This window comes from Lentzea sp. NPDC006480 (assembly GCF_040611995.1).
Lineage (GTDB): Bacteria > Actinomycetota > Actinomycetes > Mycobacteriales > Pseudonocardiaceae > Lentzea.
The window spans coordinates 14,995-31,046 of record NZ_JBEXPJ010000104.1 but is presented as its reverse complement, the minus strand read 5'-3'; the positions used below and the strand labels follow the sequence as shown (position 1 = coordinate 31,046).

Sequence of the window (16,052 nt, the reverse complement as noted above, 5' to 3'; positions counted from 1 at the left end):
GGTCCACCCGGTGCACATCGGCTCGTCCTGCGTCGTCGGCCACAACGTGCACATCGAGCTCAGCCGAGGCGGCGGCCCAGGTCGTCCAGACCGTTCCACGCCGCGCAGCAGCCGTAGGCCAGGGCAGCCGCCAGCGGCCACGCGAGAATCCCCCACCACGTCTCCAGCGACGGCGCCACGAGCAGCGTGTCGCCGGGCTTGATCGTCGCCGGCATCGGGTACGCGCCCGCGGCCAGGTTGCCGCCCAGGTACTGGGAGAACCACGCCGCCGCGAACGACCCGGCCGTCATCGCCAGCATCACGACCGGCCCGCGCCGTTGCCGCAGCAGCCACACCGCGATGCCGGTGATCGCACCCGCGCCGAGACCGATCATCACGAACACCATCAGCGCGTCGAGCCGGTGATAGCTCTCCACGCCGATCGGGTAGAACTTGTTGTCGTTCGGCGACACGATCTTGAGCTGCGCCGGGGCGAGCCACGACCACAGGTAGCCGGCGGGCAGCCCGAACGCGAACGTCGTCAGCAGCACCACCAGGCCAGGCAGCAGATCCCGCTTCACCACGACCTTCGGCCGCGGCCGGATGTAGTGGTAGACGTACGGCGGCTCCGGCAGGGGTTCGATGCGAACCGGGGCAGCTTTCTCGTCCATTCGCGAGAGGTTACTACCGTGCTGAAGTGATCTCTCCGTGGCGGCTGCAGCGCGCCGCCCAGCCGTCCGGAGTCACCTGGACGACCATGCGGCGAGCGCACTCCGAGCAGTACCGCGGCGGGTCGATCATCGACAGGCGCTGACGGCAGAACGCGTGGTCGCCGTCAGCTTCCTCTTTGCCGCAGAAAGAGCAGAACACGGTCGTCATCACAGGGTCTGGCTCAGCGCCTTGATGGGCATGGACAGCTCCTCGAGCATGTCGAGGTCCTGCTGCGCCGGGCGGCCGAGGTTCGTCAGGTAGTTGCCGACGATGATCGCGTTGATGCCGCCGAGCATGCCCTGCTTGGCACCCAGGTCGCCGAACGTCAGCTCACGGCCGCCGGCGAACCGCAGGATCGTGCGCGGCAGGGCCAGCCGGAACGCGCCGACCGTGCGCAGCGCCTCGGCGCCCTCGACGACCGGGTAGTTCTCGTACGGCGTGCCGGGGTTCGGGATGAGGAAGTTCAGCGGAACCTCGTCGGGCTCCAGCTCGGCCAGCTGCACGGCGAACTCCGCGCGCTGGGCCAGCGTCTCGCCCATGCCGATGATGCCGCCGCAGCAGACCTCCATGCCGGCGTCGCGGATCATCCGCAGCGTGTCCCAGCGCTCCTCCCAGGAGTGCGTGGTCACGACCTCGGGGAAGTGCGAGCGGGCCGTCTCGAGGTTGTGGTTGTAGCGGTGCACACCCATCGCCACGAGCTCGTCGACCTGCTCCTGCGTGAGCATGCCCAGCGAGCAGGCGATCTGGATGTCGTTGCCGTCCTCGCGGATGGCCTTGATGCCGTCGCGCACCTGAGAGAGCAGCCGCTTGTCCGGGCCGCGCACGGCAGCGACGATGCAGAACTCGGTCGCGCCGGTGTCGCGGGTCTGCCGGGCCGCGCGCACCAGGCCGGGGATGTCCAGCCAGGCGCTTCGCACCGGGGACGGGAACTGGCCGGACTGCGAGCAGAAGTGGCAGTCCTCGGGGCAGCCGCCGGTCTTCAGCGAGACGATGCCCTCGACCTCGACCTCCGGGCCGCACCAGCGCTCACGCACCTCGTGCGCCAGGGCCAGGAGCTCGGGGATCCGGTCCTCAGGCAGTTCGAGGACCTTTAGGACCTGTGCTTCGGACAGTCCGACACCTCGTTCGAGCACCTGCTCACGAGCCTCGTCGAGCACGTCGATCTGTTCCGGAGCTGCGGTCACGGTCTCTCCTCCTCCTGTGGCCTGGCGAGCACTATGCCTCACTGAATCCTTCATCGTGGAGCGACGTAGGTCACTGGACCGCGAACTGAGCCGCGAACGTCTCCGGGTCGAACTCGCCCCCGAACCACGGTGAAAACGATCTCTTGGCGACCGCCAGGAAATCCACAGAACCGAGCTTTGTCACACCTTGAGGCAGTGCGCCGAGCAAAGGACCGGCCGCCGCCTGGGGCAGATCGGCCAGGTTGGTGAGGGAGGCGAGGTCGGGGTGCAACGGCCAGCTGCCGACCACGACACCGAGCGACTCGATGCCGCGCCGTTGCAGCGCCTCAGCCGTCAGAGCGGTCGTGTTGAGCGTCCCGAGCCCTGCTTGAGCCACGATCAGCACCGGCGCGTTCACCGCCCAGGCGATGTCGGCCAGGGTGGATCCGCCCTCGTCGAACCGCACCAGCAGCCCGCCCGCACCCTCGACCAGCACCAGGTCGTGGGTCTCGTCGAGCTCGGTGACGGCCTTGGCGACGTCCGCGGGGTGCACGGTGGCCATGCCCGCCCGTCTGGCCGCGGTGTCGGGCGCCAGCGGGTCGGGGTATCTGGCCAGCTCACGGGTCGTCACGTCGCCCGCCAGCCGCGCGACCTCGGCCACATCGCCCGGCTCGCCGGGCAGCAGACCGGTCTGCGCGGGTTTCAGCACCGCGACCCGTCTGCCCTCTGCCCTGGCCAGCGCCGCTATGCCAGCGGTGACCGCGGTCTTGCCGACCTCGGTCCCGGTTCCGGTGATCACCAGCACGCTCACAGGCACTCACCCTAGGCCGTGACCTACGGTGACAGCATGAGTGACGAGCCGATCGTGATGTACGGCGCCGAATGGTGTGGTGACTGCCGCCGGGCCAAGTCCTGGCTGACCCGCAACAACGTGCCGTTCACCTACGTCGACGTGGAGCACGACGACGAGGCGCGCGACCGGGCGATCGAGATCGCGGGCCGCAGGAACATCCCCGTCGTGGTGTTGCCGAACGGCGAGTTCCTCGTCGAACCTTCCGACACTCAGCTCGCCGCCGCGATCACGCCCTGACAGATCGTCGCGACGTCGTCGTCCGTGCTGATGAACGGCGGCATCGTGTAGATCAGATCGCGGAACGGACGCAGCCACACCCCGTTGTCGACCGCCGCCTTGGTGGCTCGTGCCATGTCCACGGGCTCGTGCAACTGCACGACGCCGATGGCACCGAGCACCCGCACGTCCCTGACGGTCGGCAGCTCCCGAGCGGGCGCCAAGCCGTTCTTCAAGCCGGTCTCGATCCGGGCGACCTCGCGCTTCCAGTCCTGCGAGAGCAGCAGGTCGATCGACGCCAGCGACACCGCCGACGCGAGCGGGTTGCCCATGAACGTCGGCCCGTGCGCGAGGACAGGCACCTCGCCCTTGCTGATCCCGTCCGCCACCCGGGACGTGCACAGGGTGGCGGCCATCGACAGGTATCCGCCGGTCAGCGACTTGCCGAGGCACATCACGTCCGGGCTGACGTTCGCGTGGCCGGCACCGAACAGCTCACCGGTGCGCCCGAAGCCCGTGGCGATCTCGTCGAACACCAACAGCACGTCGTGTGTGTACGCAAGCTCACGCAGCACGTGCAGGTAGCGCGGGTCGTGGAACCGCATGCCACCCGCGCCCTGGACGACCGGCTCGACGATGATCGCGGCGAGCTCGTGCGCGTGCTGTTCGATCAGGTCCGAGAGGTGCTGGACGTACGCGGTGTCCATCTCGGCCGGCGGCACGTCGGCGAAGACCTGCTGCGGCAGAATTCCACGCCACAACGAATGCATCCCGCCCTCGGGGTCGCAGACGGACATCGGGTTGAACGTGTCGCCGTGGTAACCACCGCGCCACGTCAGCATCCGGTGCTTCTCCGGACGCCCCCGCGAACGCCAGTACTGCAGGCACATCTTGACCGCGACCTCGACCGACACCGAGCCGGAGTCGCACAGGAACACGTGCTGCAACGGCTCCGGTGTGATCTCGACGAGCTTCGCGCAGAGCCGGATGGCGGGCTCGTGCGTGAGCCCGCCGAACATCACGTGGCTCATCCGGCCGAGCTGGTCGGTGACGGCCGCGTCGAGCACCGGGTGGCGGTAGCCGTGGATGGCCGCCCACCAGGACGACATGCCGTCGATCAGCTCCCGGCCGTCCGCGAGCGTGAGCCGGACACCCTCCGCCTCGGTGACGAGCAGCGGTTCCTGGGTGCCCGGCATCGGGCCGTACGGGTGCCAGACGTGCGCCTGGTCGAGCTTCAGCAGGTCGTCCACCTGCCAGACATTAAGCGAGCCGCACGGGCAGCGTGTGCAGACCGCGGATCAGCGTGCTGTCCCGCCACACCAGCGTGTCCGGCTCGGCGGCGAGCTGCAGGTTCGGGAACCGCGCGAGCAGCTGCGTGAGCGCCACGTCGAACTCCAGCCGGGCCAGCGGCGCACCCAGGCAGAAGTGGAGGCCGTGCCCGAACGCGACGTGCCCCTGCGCGGACCGGGTGACGTCGAGCTGGTCGGCGTTCTCGTAGCGCTCGGGGTCCCGGTTCGCCGCGATCAGCGACACCAGGACGATCTCGTTTTCGGGGATCGTGACGCCGCCGAGCTCGATCGCTTCCTTGGTGTAGCGGAAGGTCGCGAGGTTGACCGGTCCTTCCAGCCGCAGGAACTCCTCGGTGCTCGCCGGGATCAGCTCCGGGCGGTCCTTGAGGATCTGCAGCTGGTCCGGGTTGCGCAGCAGCGCCAGCACCGCGTTGCCGATGAGGTTCACCGTCGTCTCGTGGCCGGCTACGAGCAGCAGGAACGCCATCGAGACCAGCTCTTCGGTGTTCAGCCGGTCGCCGGAGTCGTCGGCGTGCACGAGTGCGGAGAAGAAGGTGTCGTTCGGTTCGGCCTCGGCGATCGCCATGACGTGCTGGTAGAGGAACCCGGCCATCGAGGCCGCCGCGGCCTGGACCTGCTCCGGCGTGCCGAACGACAGCAGCTGGTTCGACCACTCGCGGAAGTCGTCGCGGTTGTCGATCGGGATGCCGAGCAGCTCGCAGATGACCGTGATCGGCAGCGGGAAGGCGAACGCCTCCAGCAGGTCGACCTCGTCGCCGTCGTTCAGCTTGGCGATCAGCTCGGCCGCGATCTCCTGCACGCGCGGGCGCATCAGCTCGATGCGGCGGGCGGTGAACGCCTTGGTGACCAGCTTGCGCAGCCGGGTGTGGCCCGGCGGGTCCATGTTCAGCATGTGCACGGCGAGCGTGGGCTCGATCTCGCGCCGTTCGTACTCCCCGGAGGCGTGCACGGCCATCAGGTGGCCGCCCTCCAGGATGTTCTTGCTGACTCTGGGATCCGTGAGGGCGATCTTCGCCTCGTCGTACCGAGTCACGAGCCAGACCTTGAGCCCACGCGGCAGGCGGACTTCCCGCACAGGCCCCTCGGCACGCACCATGTCGTGCACTTCGTGGGGGTTCTGCAGGTAGTCGTCGGGCAACTGGGTGAGTGTCGTCACCCAACCCAGTTAACCCCGTTAACTCAACTCTCGCCACTATTTCTCGAGCGATCCTCGTTCCTGCACCGTCCCCGTGGTGCCGTCCGGGTCGGTGAAGTCGAAGAAGCTGGCGCAATCGCGTCGTTCCGGGTCGATTCCGCCATCGAAACCGCTCTGCCCGTCAGGCAAACCGGCGTTGTGCCTCAACGGCATGACTTCCACGTCTCTTTCGGACATTTCAGAATGTGCGGCCTCGATGTCGTGAGTCCGGCCCTGACGTAGAAGTCCTTGGCCCGCTCATGAACCCGCCCGGTGGTGTTCGATGGCGGTCTGCGGCAACAGGATGAACGCCCGCCGCCGCTACCAGCGCTCCCGTGAGGTGAAGTGATGGCCCGCCTGCTGTCGTTGAACGTCGGCCTGCCCAAGGATGTCTCCTGGCACGACAAGACCGTCCACACCGGAATCTTCAAGCAACCGGTCACCGGCCCTCGAATGGTTCGCCGACTCAACATCGACGGTGACGGCCAGGGCGACCTCGGCGGTCACGGCGGCGAGAACCGCGCTGTCCTGGTGTACCAACGGGAGTCGTACGAGCACTGGCAGACCGAGCTGGACAGGGAGTTCGAGTACGGCCAGTTCGGCGAGAACTTCACCGTCGAGGGGCTGGCCGACACCGAGGTGCACATCGGCGACCGGTTCCGCATCGGGGAAGCCGAGTTCGAGGTCACGCAGCCGCGCGTCACGTGCTACCGCGTCGGCATGCGTCTCGGCGAACCTCGCATGCCGTCGTTGCTGGTCGCGCACGGCCGCCCCGGCTTCTACCTGCGCGTGATCACCGAGGGCGAAGTCCAGGCGGGGGACGAGATCGAGCGCACCCGCGTCGGCAGGCACCGGATGAGCGTCGCGGCGATCGACGCGTTGCTCTACCTGCCCGGCAAGGATCCGGAGAGCCTGCGCAAAGCCGTCGACATCCCGGAGCTGAGCCCGGGATGGCAGGGCTCGTTCCGCGAGCTCCTCGCCCCTGGACCCGAGAAAACGACCGCGTGGCAAGGCTTTCGGCCGTTGACCGTGACCGAGATCGTGCCGGAGAGCCCGACCGTGACGTCGTTCCACCTCGCCGGTGACGACCTGCCTCGGCCGCTTCCCGGTCAATACCTGACGGTCCGGGTCAACTCGGGTGTCCGCAGCTACTCGTTGTCGTCCGACTCGTACCGGATCAGCGTCAAGCGCGACGGCGAGGTCAGCACCTATCTGCACACTCAGCTGAAAGTCGGCGACACACTCGACGTCGCCGCGCCCCGAGGCGACTTCGTCCTCCAACCCGGCGACGAACCGGTGATCCTGCTGTCCGCGGGAGTCGGCGTCACACCGGTGCTGGCGATGCTGCACGCGTTGCAGGGCAACGATCGTGAAGTCTGGTGGTTGCACACGACCCGTTCGGCAGACCACGCTTTCGCAGCCGAGGTACGTCAGCTGAACCCCGGCCACCAGCTCGTCCACCACTCGGACCACGGCCGCCTCACCCGCGAGCACCTCAACGGCCTGCCCGCCACCGCGTCGGCCTACCTCTGCGGCCCCAGCGCGTTCATGGCCGACATGCGCGCCGCCCTCATCGACCTCGGCCTCGACCCCGCCCGCATCCACAGCGAACTGTTCGGCGCGCGTTCGTCCATCAACCCCGGCCTCATCGGCACGGAAACCGTTGCGCCGCACCAACCCACCCCGGAAGGCAACGGTCCGAAGATCACGTTCGCGCGCAGTGGCCTGACCGCGGCCACCCGAGGTGATGAGCCGATCCTCGAACTGGCCGAAGCGTGCGACGTCCCGACCCGCTGGTCCTGCCGCACCGGCGTCTGCCACACGTGCGTGACGCCGATCGTCTCCGGCACTGTGAGGCACGACCCGGAGCCGTTGGAACCACCGGCTCCCGGCCATGCGCTCGTCTGCTGCGCGCGGCCGGAAACCGACCTGGTACTGGATCTCTAGCGCTGGATCGTCACGCCGCGGATCGTCTTGAGGTCACCGAAGAGCGACGGCGTCGGCTGGACCCGGTAGTTGTCCACCACCAGCAGCTCCTTCGACTTGTCGCGCTTCTGGACCTCCAGGTGCACCGCGACGTGGCCCTCGTGCGTCTTGAAGACGATCTTCAGTTCCTCGATCAGCTCCGGCGTCAACGTCTTGGTGTGCAGCCCGAGGACGAGCGGCGGGTCCGCGTCCGGGTTCATCTCCGCGTCGCTGATGTCGAGCGGGACGACACCGTCACCGAAGATCGCCATCTTGTCCTCGCGCCAGTTCACCCGGCCCTTCACGCACACGGCGGAGTCGAGCTCCAGGTCGTCGCGCAGCACCTCGTAGGACTTCGGGAAGAACAGCACCTCGATGGACGCGTCCAGGTCCTCGATGACCGTGATCGCCCACGGCAGGCCGTTCTTGTTCACCCGGCGCTCGATCGACGAGATCATGCCCGAGACGATCAGCTCGCCTTCCTTGGGCGGGTCGTCGAGCACGACCGCGATCGGGCGGGGCGCGTACTTCCGCAGGATCCGCTCGGCACCGTCGAGCGGGTGCGACGACACGTACAGCCCGAGCATTTCCTTTTCCAGGCTCAGCATCTGCTTGCGCTGGTACTCGTCCGTGCCGAACTTGAGGTGGGCCAGCGGGGAGGCGCTGTCGTCCGGATCGTCGCCGCTGTCGGCGCCGAACAGGTCGAACTGGCCTTCCGCTTCCTTGCGCTTGATCGGCACGACGGCGTCGACCGCGTCCTCGTGCACCTGGATCAGCGACAGACGGGTGTGGCCGAACGAGTCGAACGCGCCCGCCTTGATCAGCGACTCGATCACGCGCTTGTTGCACGCGACGAGCTCGGACTTGTCCATGAAGTCCGTGAAGGACGTGTAGTTGCCCTTCTCCCGGCGCGTCTTGATGATCGACTCGACGACGTTCGCGCCGACGTTGCGGACCGCGCCGAGACCGAAGCGGATGTCCGTGCCGACCGCACCGAAGCGCAGCGCCGACTCGTTGACGTCCGGCGGCAGCACCTTGATGCCGAGGCGGCGGCACTCGGCGAGGTAGACCGCGGACTTGTCCTTGTTGTCGCCGACCGACGTGAGCAGGGCGGCCATGTACTCGGCGCGGAAGTTCGCCTTGAGATACGCCGTCCAGTACGAGATCAGGCCGTACGCGGCCGCGTGCGACTTGTTGAACGCGTAGCCGGCGAACGGGAGGATCGTGTCCCACAGCGCCTGGATCGCCTCGTCGGAGAAGCCGCGCGGGTCGGCCCGCATACCGGCCTGGAAGCCCTCGAACTCCTTGGCCAGAACCTCGGCCTTCTTCTTGCCCATGGCCTTGCGGAGCACGTCCGCTCGACCCATCGAGTAGCCCGCGACCTCCTGGGCGATGAACATGATCTGCTCTTGGTAGACGATCAGACCGTGCGTCTCGCCGAGGATCTCCTTGAGCGGTTCCTCGAGCTGCGGGTGGATCGGCTTGACTTCCTGGCGGCCGTTCTTGCGGTCCGCGTAGTCGTTGTGCGCGTTCACACCCATCGGGCCGGGGCGGTACAGCGCGCCGACTGCGACGATGTCCTCGAACGACGTCGGCTGCATGCGGCGCAGCAGGTCGCGCATCGGGCCACCGTCCAGCTGGAACACGCCGAGCGTGTCGCCGCGGCCGAGCAGCGCGTACGTCTCCGGGTCGTCCATCGGGAGGGTGTCGAAGTCCGGCACCGCGTCCTTGCCGCGGTTCGCCTCGATGTTCTCGATGGCGTCGCCCATGACCGTGAGGTTGCGCAGCCCGAGGAAGTCCATCTTCAGCAGGCCGATGTTCTCGCACGACGGGTAGTCCCAGCCGGTGATGAACGAGCCGTCGTCGCGGTACCAGAGCGGGATGGAGTCGGACAGCGGGTCCTTCGACATGATGACCGCGCACGCGTGCACACCGGCGTTGCGGATCAGGCCCTCGAGACCGAGCGCGGTGTCGAAGATCTCCTTCACCTGCGCGTCGGTCTCCAGCAGCGAGCGGACCTCGGCGGCCTCGCCGTAGCGCGGGTGGCTCTTGTTGACGATGCCGTTGAGCGGGATGTCCTTCGCCATGATCGGCGGCGGCAGCGCCTTGGAGATCTTGTCCGCGATCGCGAAGCCCGGCTGACCGTGGTGCACGCGCGCCGAGTCCTTCAGCGCGGCCTTGGTCTTGATGGTGCCGAACGTGATCACCTGGGCGACCTTGTCCGCGCCGTACTTCTCGCTGGCGTAGCGGATCATCTCGCCACGCCGGCGGTCGTCGAAGTCGATGTCGATGTCGGGCATGGCGGTGCGCTCGGGGTTCAGGAACCGCTCGAACAGCAGGCCGTGCGGGATCGGGTCGATGTTCGTGATGCCCATCGCCCACGACACGGCCGCGCCTGCCGCGGAACCACGGCCGGGGCCGACGCGGATGCCGACGCTGCGGGCGTAGTTGATGAGGTCGGCGACGATCAGGAAGTACGCCGGGAAGCCCTTGTCGATGATGACCTGGGCCTCGAAGTCGCACCGCTTGATGTACTCCTCCGGGACCTCGGAGCCGCGGAACCGCCACTCGAGGCCGCGCCGGATCTCCTTGCGGAACCAGGAAGCCTGGGTCTCGCCCTCGGGCACCTCGAAGTTCGGGATCCGGTCCTTGACGCTCCAGATGTCGTCGTACGACTCGACCATCGACGCGACGAGCAGCGTGTTGTCGCACGCCTCCGGCAGGTCCTTCCAGATCTGCCGCATGTCCTCGGACGACTTCAGGTAGTAACCGTCGCCGTCGAACTTGAACCGGTTCGGGTCTGTCAGCATCTTGCCGGACTGCACGCAGAGCAACGCGGAGTGCGTGTCCGCCTGGTCCTTGGTGACGTAGTGGCTGTCGTTGGTCGCGAGCGGCGGGATGCCGAGCTTCTTGCTGATCTCCAGCAGGCCCTCGCGAACCCGGCGCTCGATGTCGAGGCCGTGGTCCATCAGCTCCAGGAAGAAGTTCTCCTTGCCGAAGATGTCCTGGTAGTCGGACGCGGCCTGCAACGCCTCCTGGACCTGGCCCAGTCGCAGCCGGGTCTGCACCTCGCCGGACGGGCAGCCGGTCGTCGCGATGATGCCGTCGGCGTGCTGCGCGACGAGCTCGCGGTCCATGCGGGGCTTGTAGTAGTAGCCCGTCTTGCTCGCCTCGGTGTGCAGCCGGAAGAGGTTCCGCAGCCCGTCGGCGTTGCGCGCCCACATCGTCATGTGCGTGTACGCGCCGGCACCGGAGATGTCGTCGCCGCGCTGGCCCGGGTCGCCCCAGAAGACCGGCTTCTTGTGCAGGCGGTTGTGCGGCGCGAGGTAGGCCTCGATGCCGATGATCGGCTTGATGCCGGTCTTCGTGGCCGTTTGGTAGAACTCGTCGGATCCGTACATGTTGCCGTGGTCGCTCATGCCCACAGCGGTCATGCCGAGCCGCTCGGCTTCCTCGAACAGCGGTGCCACCTTGGCCGCGCCGTCGAGCATCGAGTACTCGGTGTGCACGTGCAGGTGCACAAACGAGTCCGCCACCGTACCTCCAGGAGATCGAACGGACGCGTGGGAAGTACGCGAAATCCGGATCCGCCAACCCTATCCCGCCTCGAAGATCACCTCACGGAGGCTCGGCGGTTTGTCGCCGTGATCTCGATCCGGTACGCAGTGACGCGGCGGCCACAAGCGCCGGGTAGCGTTCAATTCGTGGTGGCCCCTGATCCAGTAGACGCTCGCCTGCTCGCCGTTCTAGCCGAGTCGGGCCGCGCCGCCGTGCACGAGATCGCCCAGCGTCTGGGCATGGATCCGCGCGAAGCCGCCATGCGCCTGATCACCCTCTCCGGCAGCGGTCTCCCCCTGCTCGTCGGCGTCGAATGCGATCCCAACGGCATCCGCAGGGCCCTGGCCAACGCCGCGGCCTACGGCAACTACCTGGGCGGCCCGCCGAGCGGCCCGTACTCGGTGCACCAGAGCGGCCCCCACCACGTGAGCGGCCCGCACCAGGTCCCGTACCCGCCGCAGAACCCGCCCAGCCAGCCCTTCCCGGCCCAGCCGCAGCCCGCACCGCAGGCCACCTGGGGCCCGCCCCAGTCAGCGGGCTGGGTCCGCGCGGACCAGCCGCAGCCCAAGCCGTTCTCGCGCACCGGCAAGATCGGCTCCACGCTGGAAGCCGACAGCCTCGAAGGCGCCCGCCTCTCCATCCAGCTGGTGGAGGTCGTGGACCCGGCCGACTTCCTCTTCACCGCGGCGGGCTACAAGCTGGCCGAGGGCGAACGGGCCGTGGTCGTCCACACCGAGGTGACCAACACCTCGCAGCTCCCGTACACCTCGCTGCCGGACATGTACCTGGTGCTGGTCACGAAGACCGGTGAGACGGTCACCAAGGCCCCGGTCTCGCTCTCCTCGCGCCCGGCCCACAAGCTGGGCGCGCAGCCCGGTGAGACCGCGGGCGGCCACACGGTCTTCGTCCTGCCGGACACGACCGAGGTGATCCAGGTCCGCTGGAGCGTCCGCCCCGAGGTGGACATCAACACCCTGGTCTGGACGGTCGAGGACTAAGCCAGGACCTTCAGCGCCGCCGCGTGCACGCCCGGCGCGGCGGCGAGGTACTCGGTGCTGGTCAGCTCCCACGGCTTGCCGTCCAGATCGGTGACGACACCGCCCGCTTCCTGGACGAGCAGCACGCCGGACGCGTGCGCGCGCACGTTGTCGTACTGCCAGTGCAGGTCCATCCGTCCGGCGGCGACCTGGGCGAGCTGATGGGTCACCGGCACCGAGATCCGGACGTAGAGGGCCTCCTTCGCCATCGCGCTGTACGAGGCGCCCACCCGGTCCGCCATCGCCGGACCCTGGCCCGGCTGCGCCTGACCGGTGCCGGCCAGCGCGCCGTCCAGCGACGTCTTGCCGGAGACCCGCAGCCGCACGCCGTTCAGGAACGCGCCACCACCCTCGGTGGCCGTGAACATCTCGTCGAACAGCGGGAAGTAGACGACGGCGAGCACCGGGCGCCCGTCGCGGACGAGACTGACGCCGATGTTCCAGTCGGTCATGCCGTGGACCGCGTTCATGTTGCCGCCGACCGGGTCGACGAGCCACCACTCACCTGATTGCAGCGGGCCGGAACCGTGTTCGTCGTTGAGCCAGCTCGCGCTCGGGCGGATCTCGGCCAGTTCGGGCCGCAACAGGTCGACGACGGCTGCGTCGTTGTCACGAACGGCCGCGACGATCTCGGCCAGTCCCGACGCGCGCGACTCCGTCGAGTACCTGCGCAGCATGCGTGCTCCGGCGCGGCGAACGGCGGCGGTGGTGGAAGCGAGCAACTCCATGATGTTCTCCTGTCATGCAAGCGGATCTGAACCTGTTGACCGTGCTGGACGCCCTGCTTGAAGAGGGCAGCGTGATGGGTGCGGCACAACGGCTGCACCTGTCGTCACCCGCCGTCAGCCGCACGCTGGGCCGGATCAGGAAGGTGACCGGGGACGACATCCTGGTGCGGACGGGGCACTCGATGACGCCGACGCCGTACGCACTGGGGATCAGGGAAGAGGTGAACAGGCTGGTGCGGCAGGCCAACGCCGTGCTCGCGCCGAGCCGTGAGCTGGACCTCGCCGAGCTGGACCGCACCTTCACGGTCCAGTGCCACGACGCGCTCGCCTCGTCGCTGGTGCCCGTGCTGGTCGGCAGGGTCGCGGAACAGGCACCCGGCGTGCGGCTGCGGGTGCTCGCCGAGAACTCCGCCGACACCGACGACCTGCGGCACGGCCGGGTCGACCTGGAGCTCGGTGGCGGCCGTCCCGGCCTGCCGGAGTTCCGCTCCGAGACGCTCGGCACCGATCCGCTCGCGGTGGTCATGCGCACGGGCCATCCGTGCGCCGATCACCTCGACCTGCCGTCGTACGCGGCCCAACCGCACGTGCTGGTCTCCCGGCGTGGCCGGCTGACCGCCCCGATCGACGACCTGCTGGCGACCGAAGGCTTGCGGCGCAAGGTGATCGCGAGCGTGGCGACGGTCCACACCGCCCTGCAGATCGCGGCGGCGAGCGACGCGCTGGTCACCACCACGACGATCCTCTGCCGTCCGTTGATCGAGGCGTTCGGACTTCTCACCCGGCCGCTGCCGGTCGAGTCACCGGAGGCGCCGGTCAACTGCAACTGGCACCAGCGCTACGACTCCGACCTCGCCCACGCGTGGCTGCGCGACCAGGTGCGGGCCGCTCTCGCGGAGGCGCTAGCCCGCTAGCGGCAGGGCGACGGCGCCGGGAAAGCGCGGGTTCTCGGCCTCGTCGAGCATGGCCGCGGCCACGGTGTCCCTGCTGACCTTCGCCGCGAGATCGAACGGCGGCGCGGCGTCCAGGCCGACCGTGCGCCGGCCGGGGCTCTCCGGTTCGTCGCTGAGCACCCCGGCGTGGAAGACGGTGCCTCCGGCGGCGAGAACGGCGTCGTCGGCCGCGATCTTGTCCGGGATCCGGTCCCCCATGAACTTCCAGAGCACGGCGGCACCCTCGCCCGCCGCCTCCGCCGACGCGCCGGTGCCGTACGCGCCGAGCCAGATGATCCGCTTCGGTGCCGCGGCCACCACCGACTTGGCGCCGTCGAGCAGCACTCCCGCCACGTCCGTGCCGAGGCCGGAGAGGACGACGGAGTCCGCGCCGACGACCGCGGCGACGCTCTCCGGGTCGGTCACGTCGCCCGCGACCTTGCGCAGGTTCGGGTGGTCGAGGGCGATGCGCTGCGGGTCACGAGCGATCGCGGTGACGGAGTGGCCGCGTTCCAGCGCCTTGCGGGCGAGGGCGAGACCGGTCCGGCCGGAGGCGGCGAGAACGATGAGGTTCATGCCGAGAACGCTAGGCAGGCCACCGATTAACATCAAGTGAAAGCTCGTCAACCGGTGATTTACTCAGACGCAATCAGCCCTCTTCGCGCAGCTTCTCCAGCGCCGCCGCCAGGTCGTCCGGGTACTCCGACGTGAAGGTGACCCACTGGCCGTCGGCAGGGTGGTGGAAACCGAGCTGCCGGGCGTGCAGCCACTGCCGCGACACCCCGAGGCGCTTGGACAGCGTCGGGTCGGCGCCGTAGGTCAGGTCGCCGACGCACGGGTGGTGCAGCGCGGAGAAGTGCACGCGGATCTGGTGCGTCCGCCCGGTCTCCAGGTGCACCTCGACCAGCGAGGCGGCCCGGAACGCCTCCATCACCTCGTAGTGCGTGATGGACGGCTTGCCGGAGTTCATCACCGCGAACTTGTAGTCGTGCTTGGGGTGCCGGTCGATCGGGGCGTCGATGGTGCCCTTGATCGGGTCCGGGTGCCCCTGGACGATCGCGTGGTAGACCTTGTCCACGGTCCGCTCTTTGAAGGCGTGCTTCAACGCCGAGTACGCCGACTCGGACTTGGCCACCACCATCACGCCCGTGGTGCCGACGTCGAGCCGATGCACGACGCCCTGCCGTTCCGCGGCACCCGAGGTCGCGATGCGGCGCCCGGCAGCCGCCAGACCACCCACCACGGTCGGCCCGGTCCACCCCGGCGACGGGTGCACGGCCACTCCGACCGGCTTGTCGACGACGATGATGTCGTCGTCCTCGTGAATGATGATCAAGCCCTCGACCGGGATCGCCTGCACCGTGATCGGCTGCGGCGGGGCCGGCAGCGTGATCTCCAGCATCGCACCGGCGGTCAGCCGGTCCGACTTCCCGACGACCCGCCCGTCGATCAGCACGTCGTCCGCGTCGGCGATCGACGCGATCACCGTGCGGGACAGCCCGAGCAGCTTGGCGAGGCCCGCGTCGACACGCATGCCGTCCAGACCATCGGGAATCGGCAGCGTTCGGTAACCGCTCACGCGTCGACCTTCTTTTCCTCTTTGTGAACCGTCCCGTCGTAGTCGTGCTGCATGAGCGCCAGCACCACGATCGTCGCGCCACCGCAGACGATCGCCATGTCGGCGACGTTGAACACCGGCCACACTCGGCCGAACGGGTCGAAAAGCGACAGGAAGTCCACCACGTGGCCGCGCATCGGCCCCGGCTCCCGGAACAGGCGGTCGGCGAGGTTGCCGACGGCGCCGCCCAGCACCAGCCCGAGGCCGACGGCCCACGGCTGGGAGCGGAGGTTGCGCGAGATCCAGAGGATGAACCCGGCGACGCCCAGCGCGATGAGCGCCAGGATCCACGTCATGCCCTCGGCCATGCCGAACGCGGCGCCGGGGTTGCGGACGAACGTCAGGTAGAGCACGCCGCCGAACAGCTTGACCGGGTCGGCACCCTCGAGAAACGCCACGGACAGGACTTTGGTGAGGACGTCCAGGGCCAGCACGCCGACGGCGAGCACGGCGAGGATCTTGGTGCGCGGCTCGGGCAGCGACCCGGTGATCGAGAACTCCGGCTCGACGACGTCGTCCTCGGACACGACGCGCTCGGCGGGTTTCCCGGCGTCCGCCGCCGCGTCCGTTGCCGGGACGGGCTTCTCCTCGGCCGGCTTCTCCTCGACCGCGACCACAGCCACCGCCTCGGTGACGGTGTCGGTGTTGGTCTCAGCGCCGGTGTCGTCGTCATCGTCATCGGCGAGATCGACCCCGACGAACTCGTTCGACTTGCGATCCGCGACCGGCTTCGGCTCGCTGACCTGCTTTTCCGCAGGCTTCTCAGCGACCTCGTCGGCGGCCTTGGACTCGTCACTCACCAGGTCAT

Annotated in this window: 16 protein-coding genes and 1 pseudogene; 5 read left to right on the top strand and 12 right to left on the bottom strand. The window is 68.5% G+C overall.

Annotated elements, in window-relative coordinates; translation table 11 throughout:
• Positions 1–59: 59 nt before the first annotated feature.
• The 4 genes from ABZX92_RS31405 to bioD all read right to left on the bottom strand — a co-directional run bounded on the left by ABZX92_RS31405 (position 60) and on the right by bioD (position 2,664).
• Positions 60–650, bottom strand: a complete 591-nt coding sequence (locus tag ABZX92_RS31405) for a DUF2567 domain-containing protein (RefSeq protein WP_355567255.1) — start codon at positions 648–650, stop codon at positions 60–62.
• A gap of 13 nt (positions 651–663) precedes the next feature.
• A complete protein-coding gene (locus ABZX92_RS31400; RefSeq protein WP_355567252.1) occupies positions 664–858 on the bottom strand; it encodes a hypothetical protein in 195 nt (64 codons plus the stop codon).
• Complete coding sequence (gene bioB / locus ABZX92_RS31395; RefSeq protein ID WP_086666668.1) at positions 858–1,874, bottom strand: biotin synthase BioB; 1,017 nt, start codon at positions 1,872–1,874, stop codon at positions 858–860. The genes ABZX92_RS31400 and bioB overlap by 1 nt, the downstream gene beginning before the upstream one ends.
• Before the next feature lie 70 nt (positions 1,875–1,944).
• On the bottom strand, positions 1,945–2,664 hold the full coding sequence (bioD, locus tag ABZX92_RS31390) for a dethiobiotin synthase (RefSeq protein ID WP_045314303.1): 720 nt from the start codon (positions 2,662–2,664) through the stop codon (positions 1,945–1,947).
• Between the two features lie 36 nt (positions 2,665–2,700).
• Between bioD and ABZX92_RS31385 the strand changes: the two genes are divergently transcribed.
• Entirely contained in the window at positions 2,701–2,943 is a 243-nt protein-coding gene (locus ABZX92_RS31385; RefSeq protein ID WP_355567248.1) for a glutaredoxin family protein, read from the top strand.
• Here ABZX92_RS31385 and ABZX92_RS31380 read toward each other — a convergent pair.
• The 3 genes from ABZX92_RS31380 to ABZX92_RS31370 form a co-directional block, all read right to left on the bottom strand.
• Entirely contained in the window at positions 2,916–4,118 is a 1,203-nt protein-coding gene (locus tag ABZX92_RS31380) for an adenosylmethionine--8-amino-7-oxononanoate transaminase (RefSeq protein ID WP_355567267.1), read from the bottom strand. The genes ABZX92_RS31385 and ABZX92_RS31380 overlap by 28 nt on opposite strands.
• Before the next feature lie 64 nt (positions 4,119–4,182).
• On the bottom strand, positions 4,183–5,388 hold the full coding sequence (locus tag ABZX92_RS31375; RefSeq protein WP_355567245.1) for a cytochrome P450: 1,206 nt from the start codon (positions 5,386–5,388) through the stop codon (positions 4,183–4,185).
• A gap of 36 nt (positions 5,389–5,424) precedes the next feature.
• Positions 5,425–5,589, bottom strand: coding sequence for a hypothetical protein (locus ABZX92_RS31370; protein ID WP_355567242.1), 165 nt, complete (start codon positions 5,587–5,589; stop codon positions 5,425–5,427).
• An 88-nt stretch (positions 5,590–5,677) separates the two neighbouring features.
• Here ABZX92_RS31370 and ABZX92_RS31365 point away from each other — a divergent pair.
• Both ABZX92_RS31365 and ABZX92_RS31360 read left to right on the top strand, forming a co-directional pair.
• Positions 5,678–5,755 (top strand): annotated as a pseudogene (locus tag ABZX92_RS31365) (CGNR zinc finger domain-containing protein); the annotation flags it as partial.
• Positions 5,755–7,353: an MOSC domain-containing protein gene (locus tag ABZX92_RS31360; RefSeq protein ID WP_355567239.1), complete on the top strand. Its 1,599-nt coding sequence runs from the start codon at positions 5,755–5,757 to the stop codon at positions 7,351–7,353. The pseudogene ABZX92_RS31365 and the gene ABZX92_RS31360, both read left to right, overlap by 1 nt.
• Here ABZX92_RS31360 and dnaE read toward each other — a convergent pair.
• Complete coding sequence (gene dnaE, locus ABZX92_RS31355; protein WP_355567236.1) at positions 7,350–10,907, bottom strand: DNA polymerase III subunit alpha; 3,558 nt, start codon at positions 10,905–10,907, stop codon at positions 7,350–7,352. The genes ABZX92_RS31360 and dnaE overlap by 4 nt on opposite strands.
• Positions 10,908–11,075: 168 nt before the next feature.
• Between dnaE and ABZX92_RS31350 the strand changes: the two genes are divergently transcribed.
• Positions 11,076–11,927 (top strand): AsnC family protein, encoded by an 852-nt coding sequence (locus tag ABZX92_RS31350; protein ID WP_355567233.1) that lies wholly within the window; start codon positions 11,076–11,078, stop codon positions 11,925–11,927.
• Here the strand turns inward: ABZX92_RS31350 and ABZX92_RS31345 are convergent.
• Entirely contained in the window at positions 11,924–12,694 is a 771-nt protein-coding gene (locus tag ABZX92_RS31345; protein WP_355567231.1) for an inositol monophosphatase family protein, read from the bottom strand. The genes ABZX92_RS31350 and ABZX92_RS31345 overlap by 4 nt on opposite strands.
• A gap of 14 nt (positions 12,695–12,708) precedes the next feature.
• Between ABZX92_RS31345 and ABZX92_RS31340 the strand changes: the two genes are divergently transcribed.
• Positions 12,709–13,608, top strand: a complete 900-nt coding sequence (locus ABZX92_RS31340; protein WP_355567228.1) for a LysR family transcriptional regulator — start codon at positions 12,709–12,711, stop codon at positions 13,606–13,608.
• On the opposite strand, the gene ABZX92_RS31335 is transcribed toward ABZX92_RS31340, so the two are convergent.
• The 3 genes from ABZX92_RS31335 to lspA form a co-directional block, all read right to left on the bottom strand.
• Complete coding sequence (locus ABZX92_RS31335; RefSeq protein WP_355567225.1) at positions 13,597–14,202, bottom strand: NAD(P)-binding oxidoreductase; 606 nt, start codon at positions 14,200–14,202, stop codon at positions 13,597–13,599. The genes ABZX92_RS31340 and ABZX92_RS31335 overlap by 12 nt on opposite strands.
• A 73-nt stretch (positions 14,203–14,275) precedes the next feature.
• A complete protein-coding gene (locus tag ABZX92_RS31330) occupies positions 14,276–15,160 on the bottom strand; it encodes an RluA family pseudouridine synthase (protein WP_355567264.1) in 885 nt (294 codons plus the stop codon).
• 41 nt (positions 15,161–15,201) lie between these two features.
• Entirely contained in the window at positions 15,202–16,044 is an 843-nt protein-coding gene (lspA, locus tag ABZX92_RS31325; RefSeq protein ID WP_355567222.1) for a signal peptidase II, read from the bottom strand.
• Positions 16,045–16,052: the final 8 nt, after the last annotated feature.

Excerpts from the sequence above, each read along its gene's own strand:
- ABZX92_RS31335 (WP_355567225.1), bottom strand. The coding sequence starts at position 14,202 with ATGAACCTCATCGTTCTCGCCGCCTCCGGCCGGACCGGTCTCGCCCTC.
- ABZX92_RS31405 (WP_355567255.1), bottom strand. The coding sequence starts at position 650 with ATGGACGAGAAAGCTGCCCCGGTTCGCATCGAACCCCTGCCGGAGCCG.
- ABZX92_RS31340 (WP_355567228.1), top strand. The coding sequence starts at position 12,709 with ATGCAAGCGGATCTGAACCTGTTGACCGTGCTGGACGCCCTGCTTGAA.
- ABZX92_RS31330 (WP_355567264.1), bottom strand. The coding sequence starts at position 15,160 with ATGCGTGTCGACGCGGGCCTCGCCAAGCTGCTCGGGCTGTCCCGCACG.
- ABZX92_RS31380 (WP_355567267.1), bottom strand. The coding sequence starts at position 4,118 with ATGCCGGGCACCCAGGAACCGCTGCTCGTCACCGAGGCGGAGGGTGTC.
- ABZX92_RS31385 (WP_355567248.1), top strand. The coding sequence starts at position 2,701 with ATGAGTGACGAGCCGATCGTGATGTACGGCGCCGAATGGTGTGGTGAC.
- ABZX92_RS31400 (WP_355567252.1), bottom strand. The coding sequence starts at position 858 with ATGACGACCGTGTTCTGCTCTTTCTGCGGCAAAGAGGAAGCTGACGGC.
- ABZX92_RS31345 (WP_355567231.1), bottom strand. The coding sequence starts at position 12,694 with ATGGAGTTGCTCGCTTCCACCACCGCCGCCGTTCGCCGCGCCGGAGCA.
- ABZX92_RS31360 (WP_355567239.1), top strand. The coding sequence starts at position 5,755 with ATGGCCCGCCTGCTGTCGTTGAACGTCGGCCTGCCCAAGGATGTCTCC.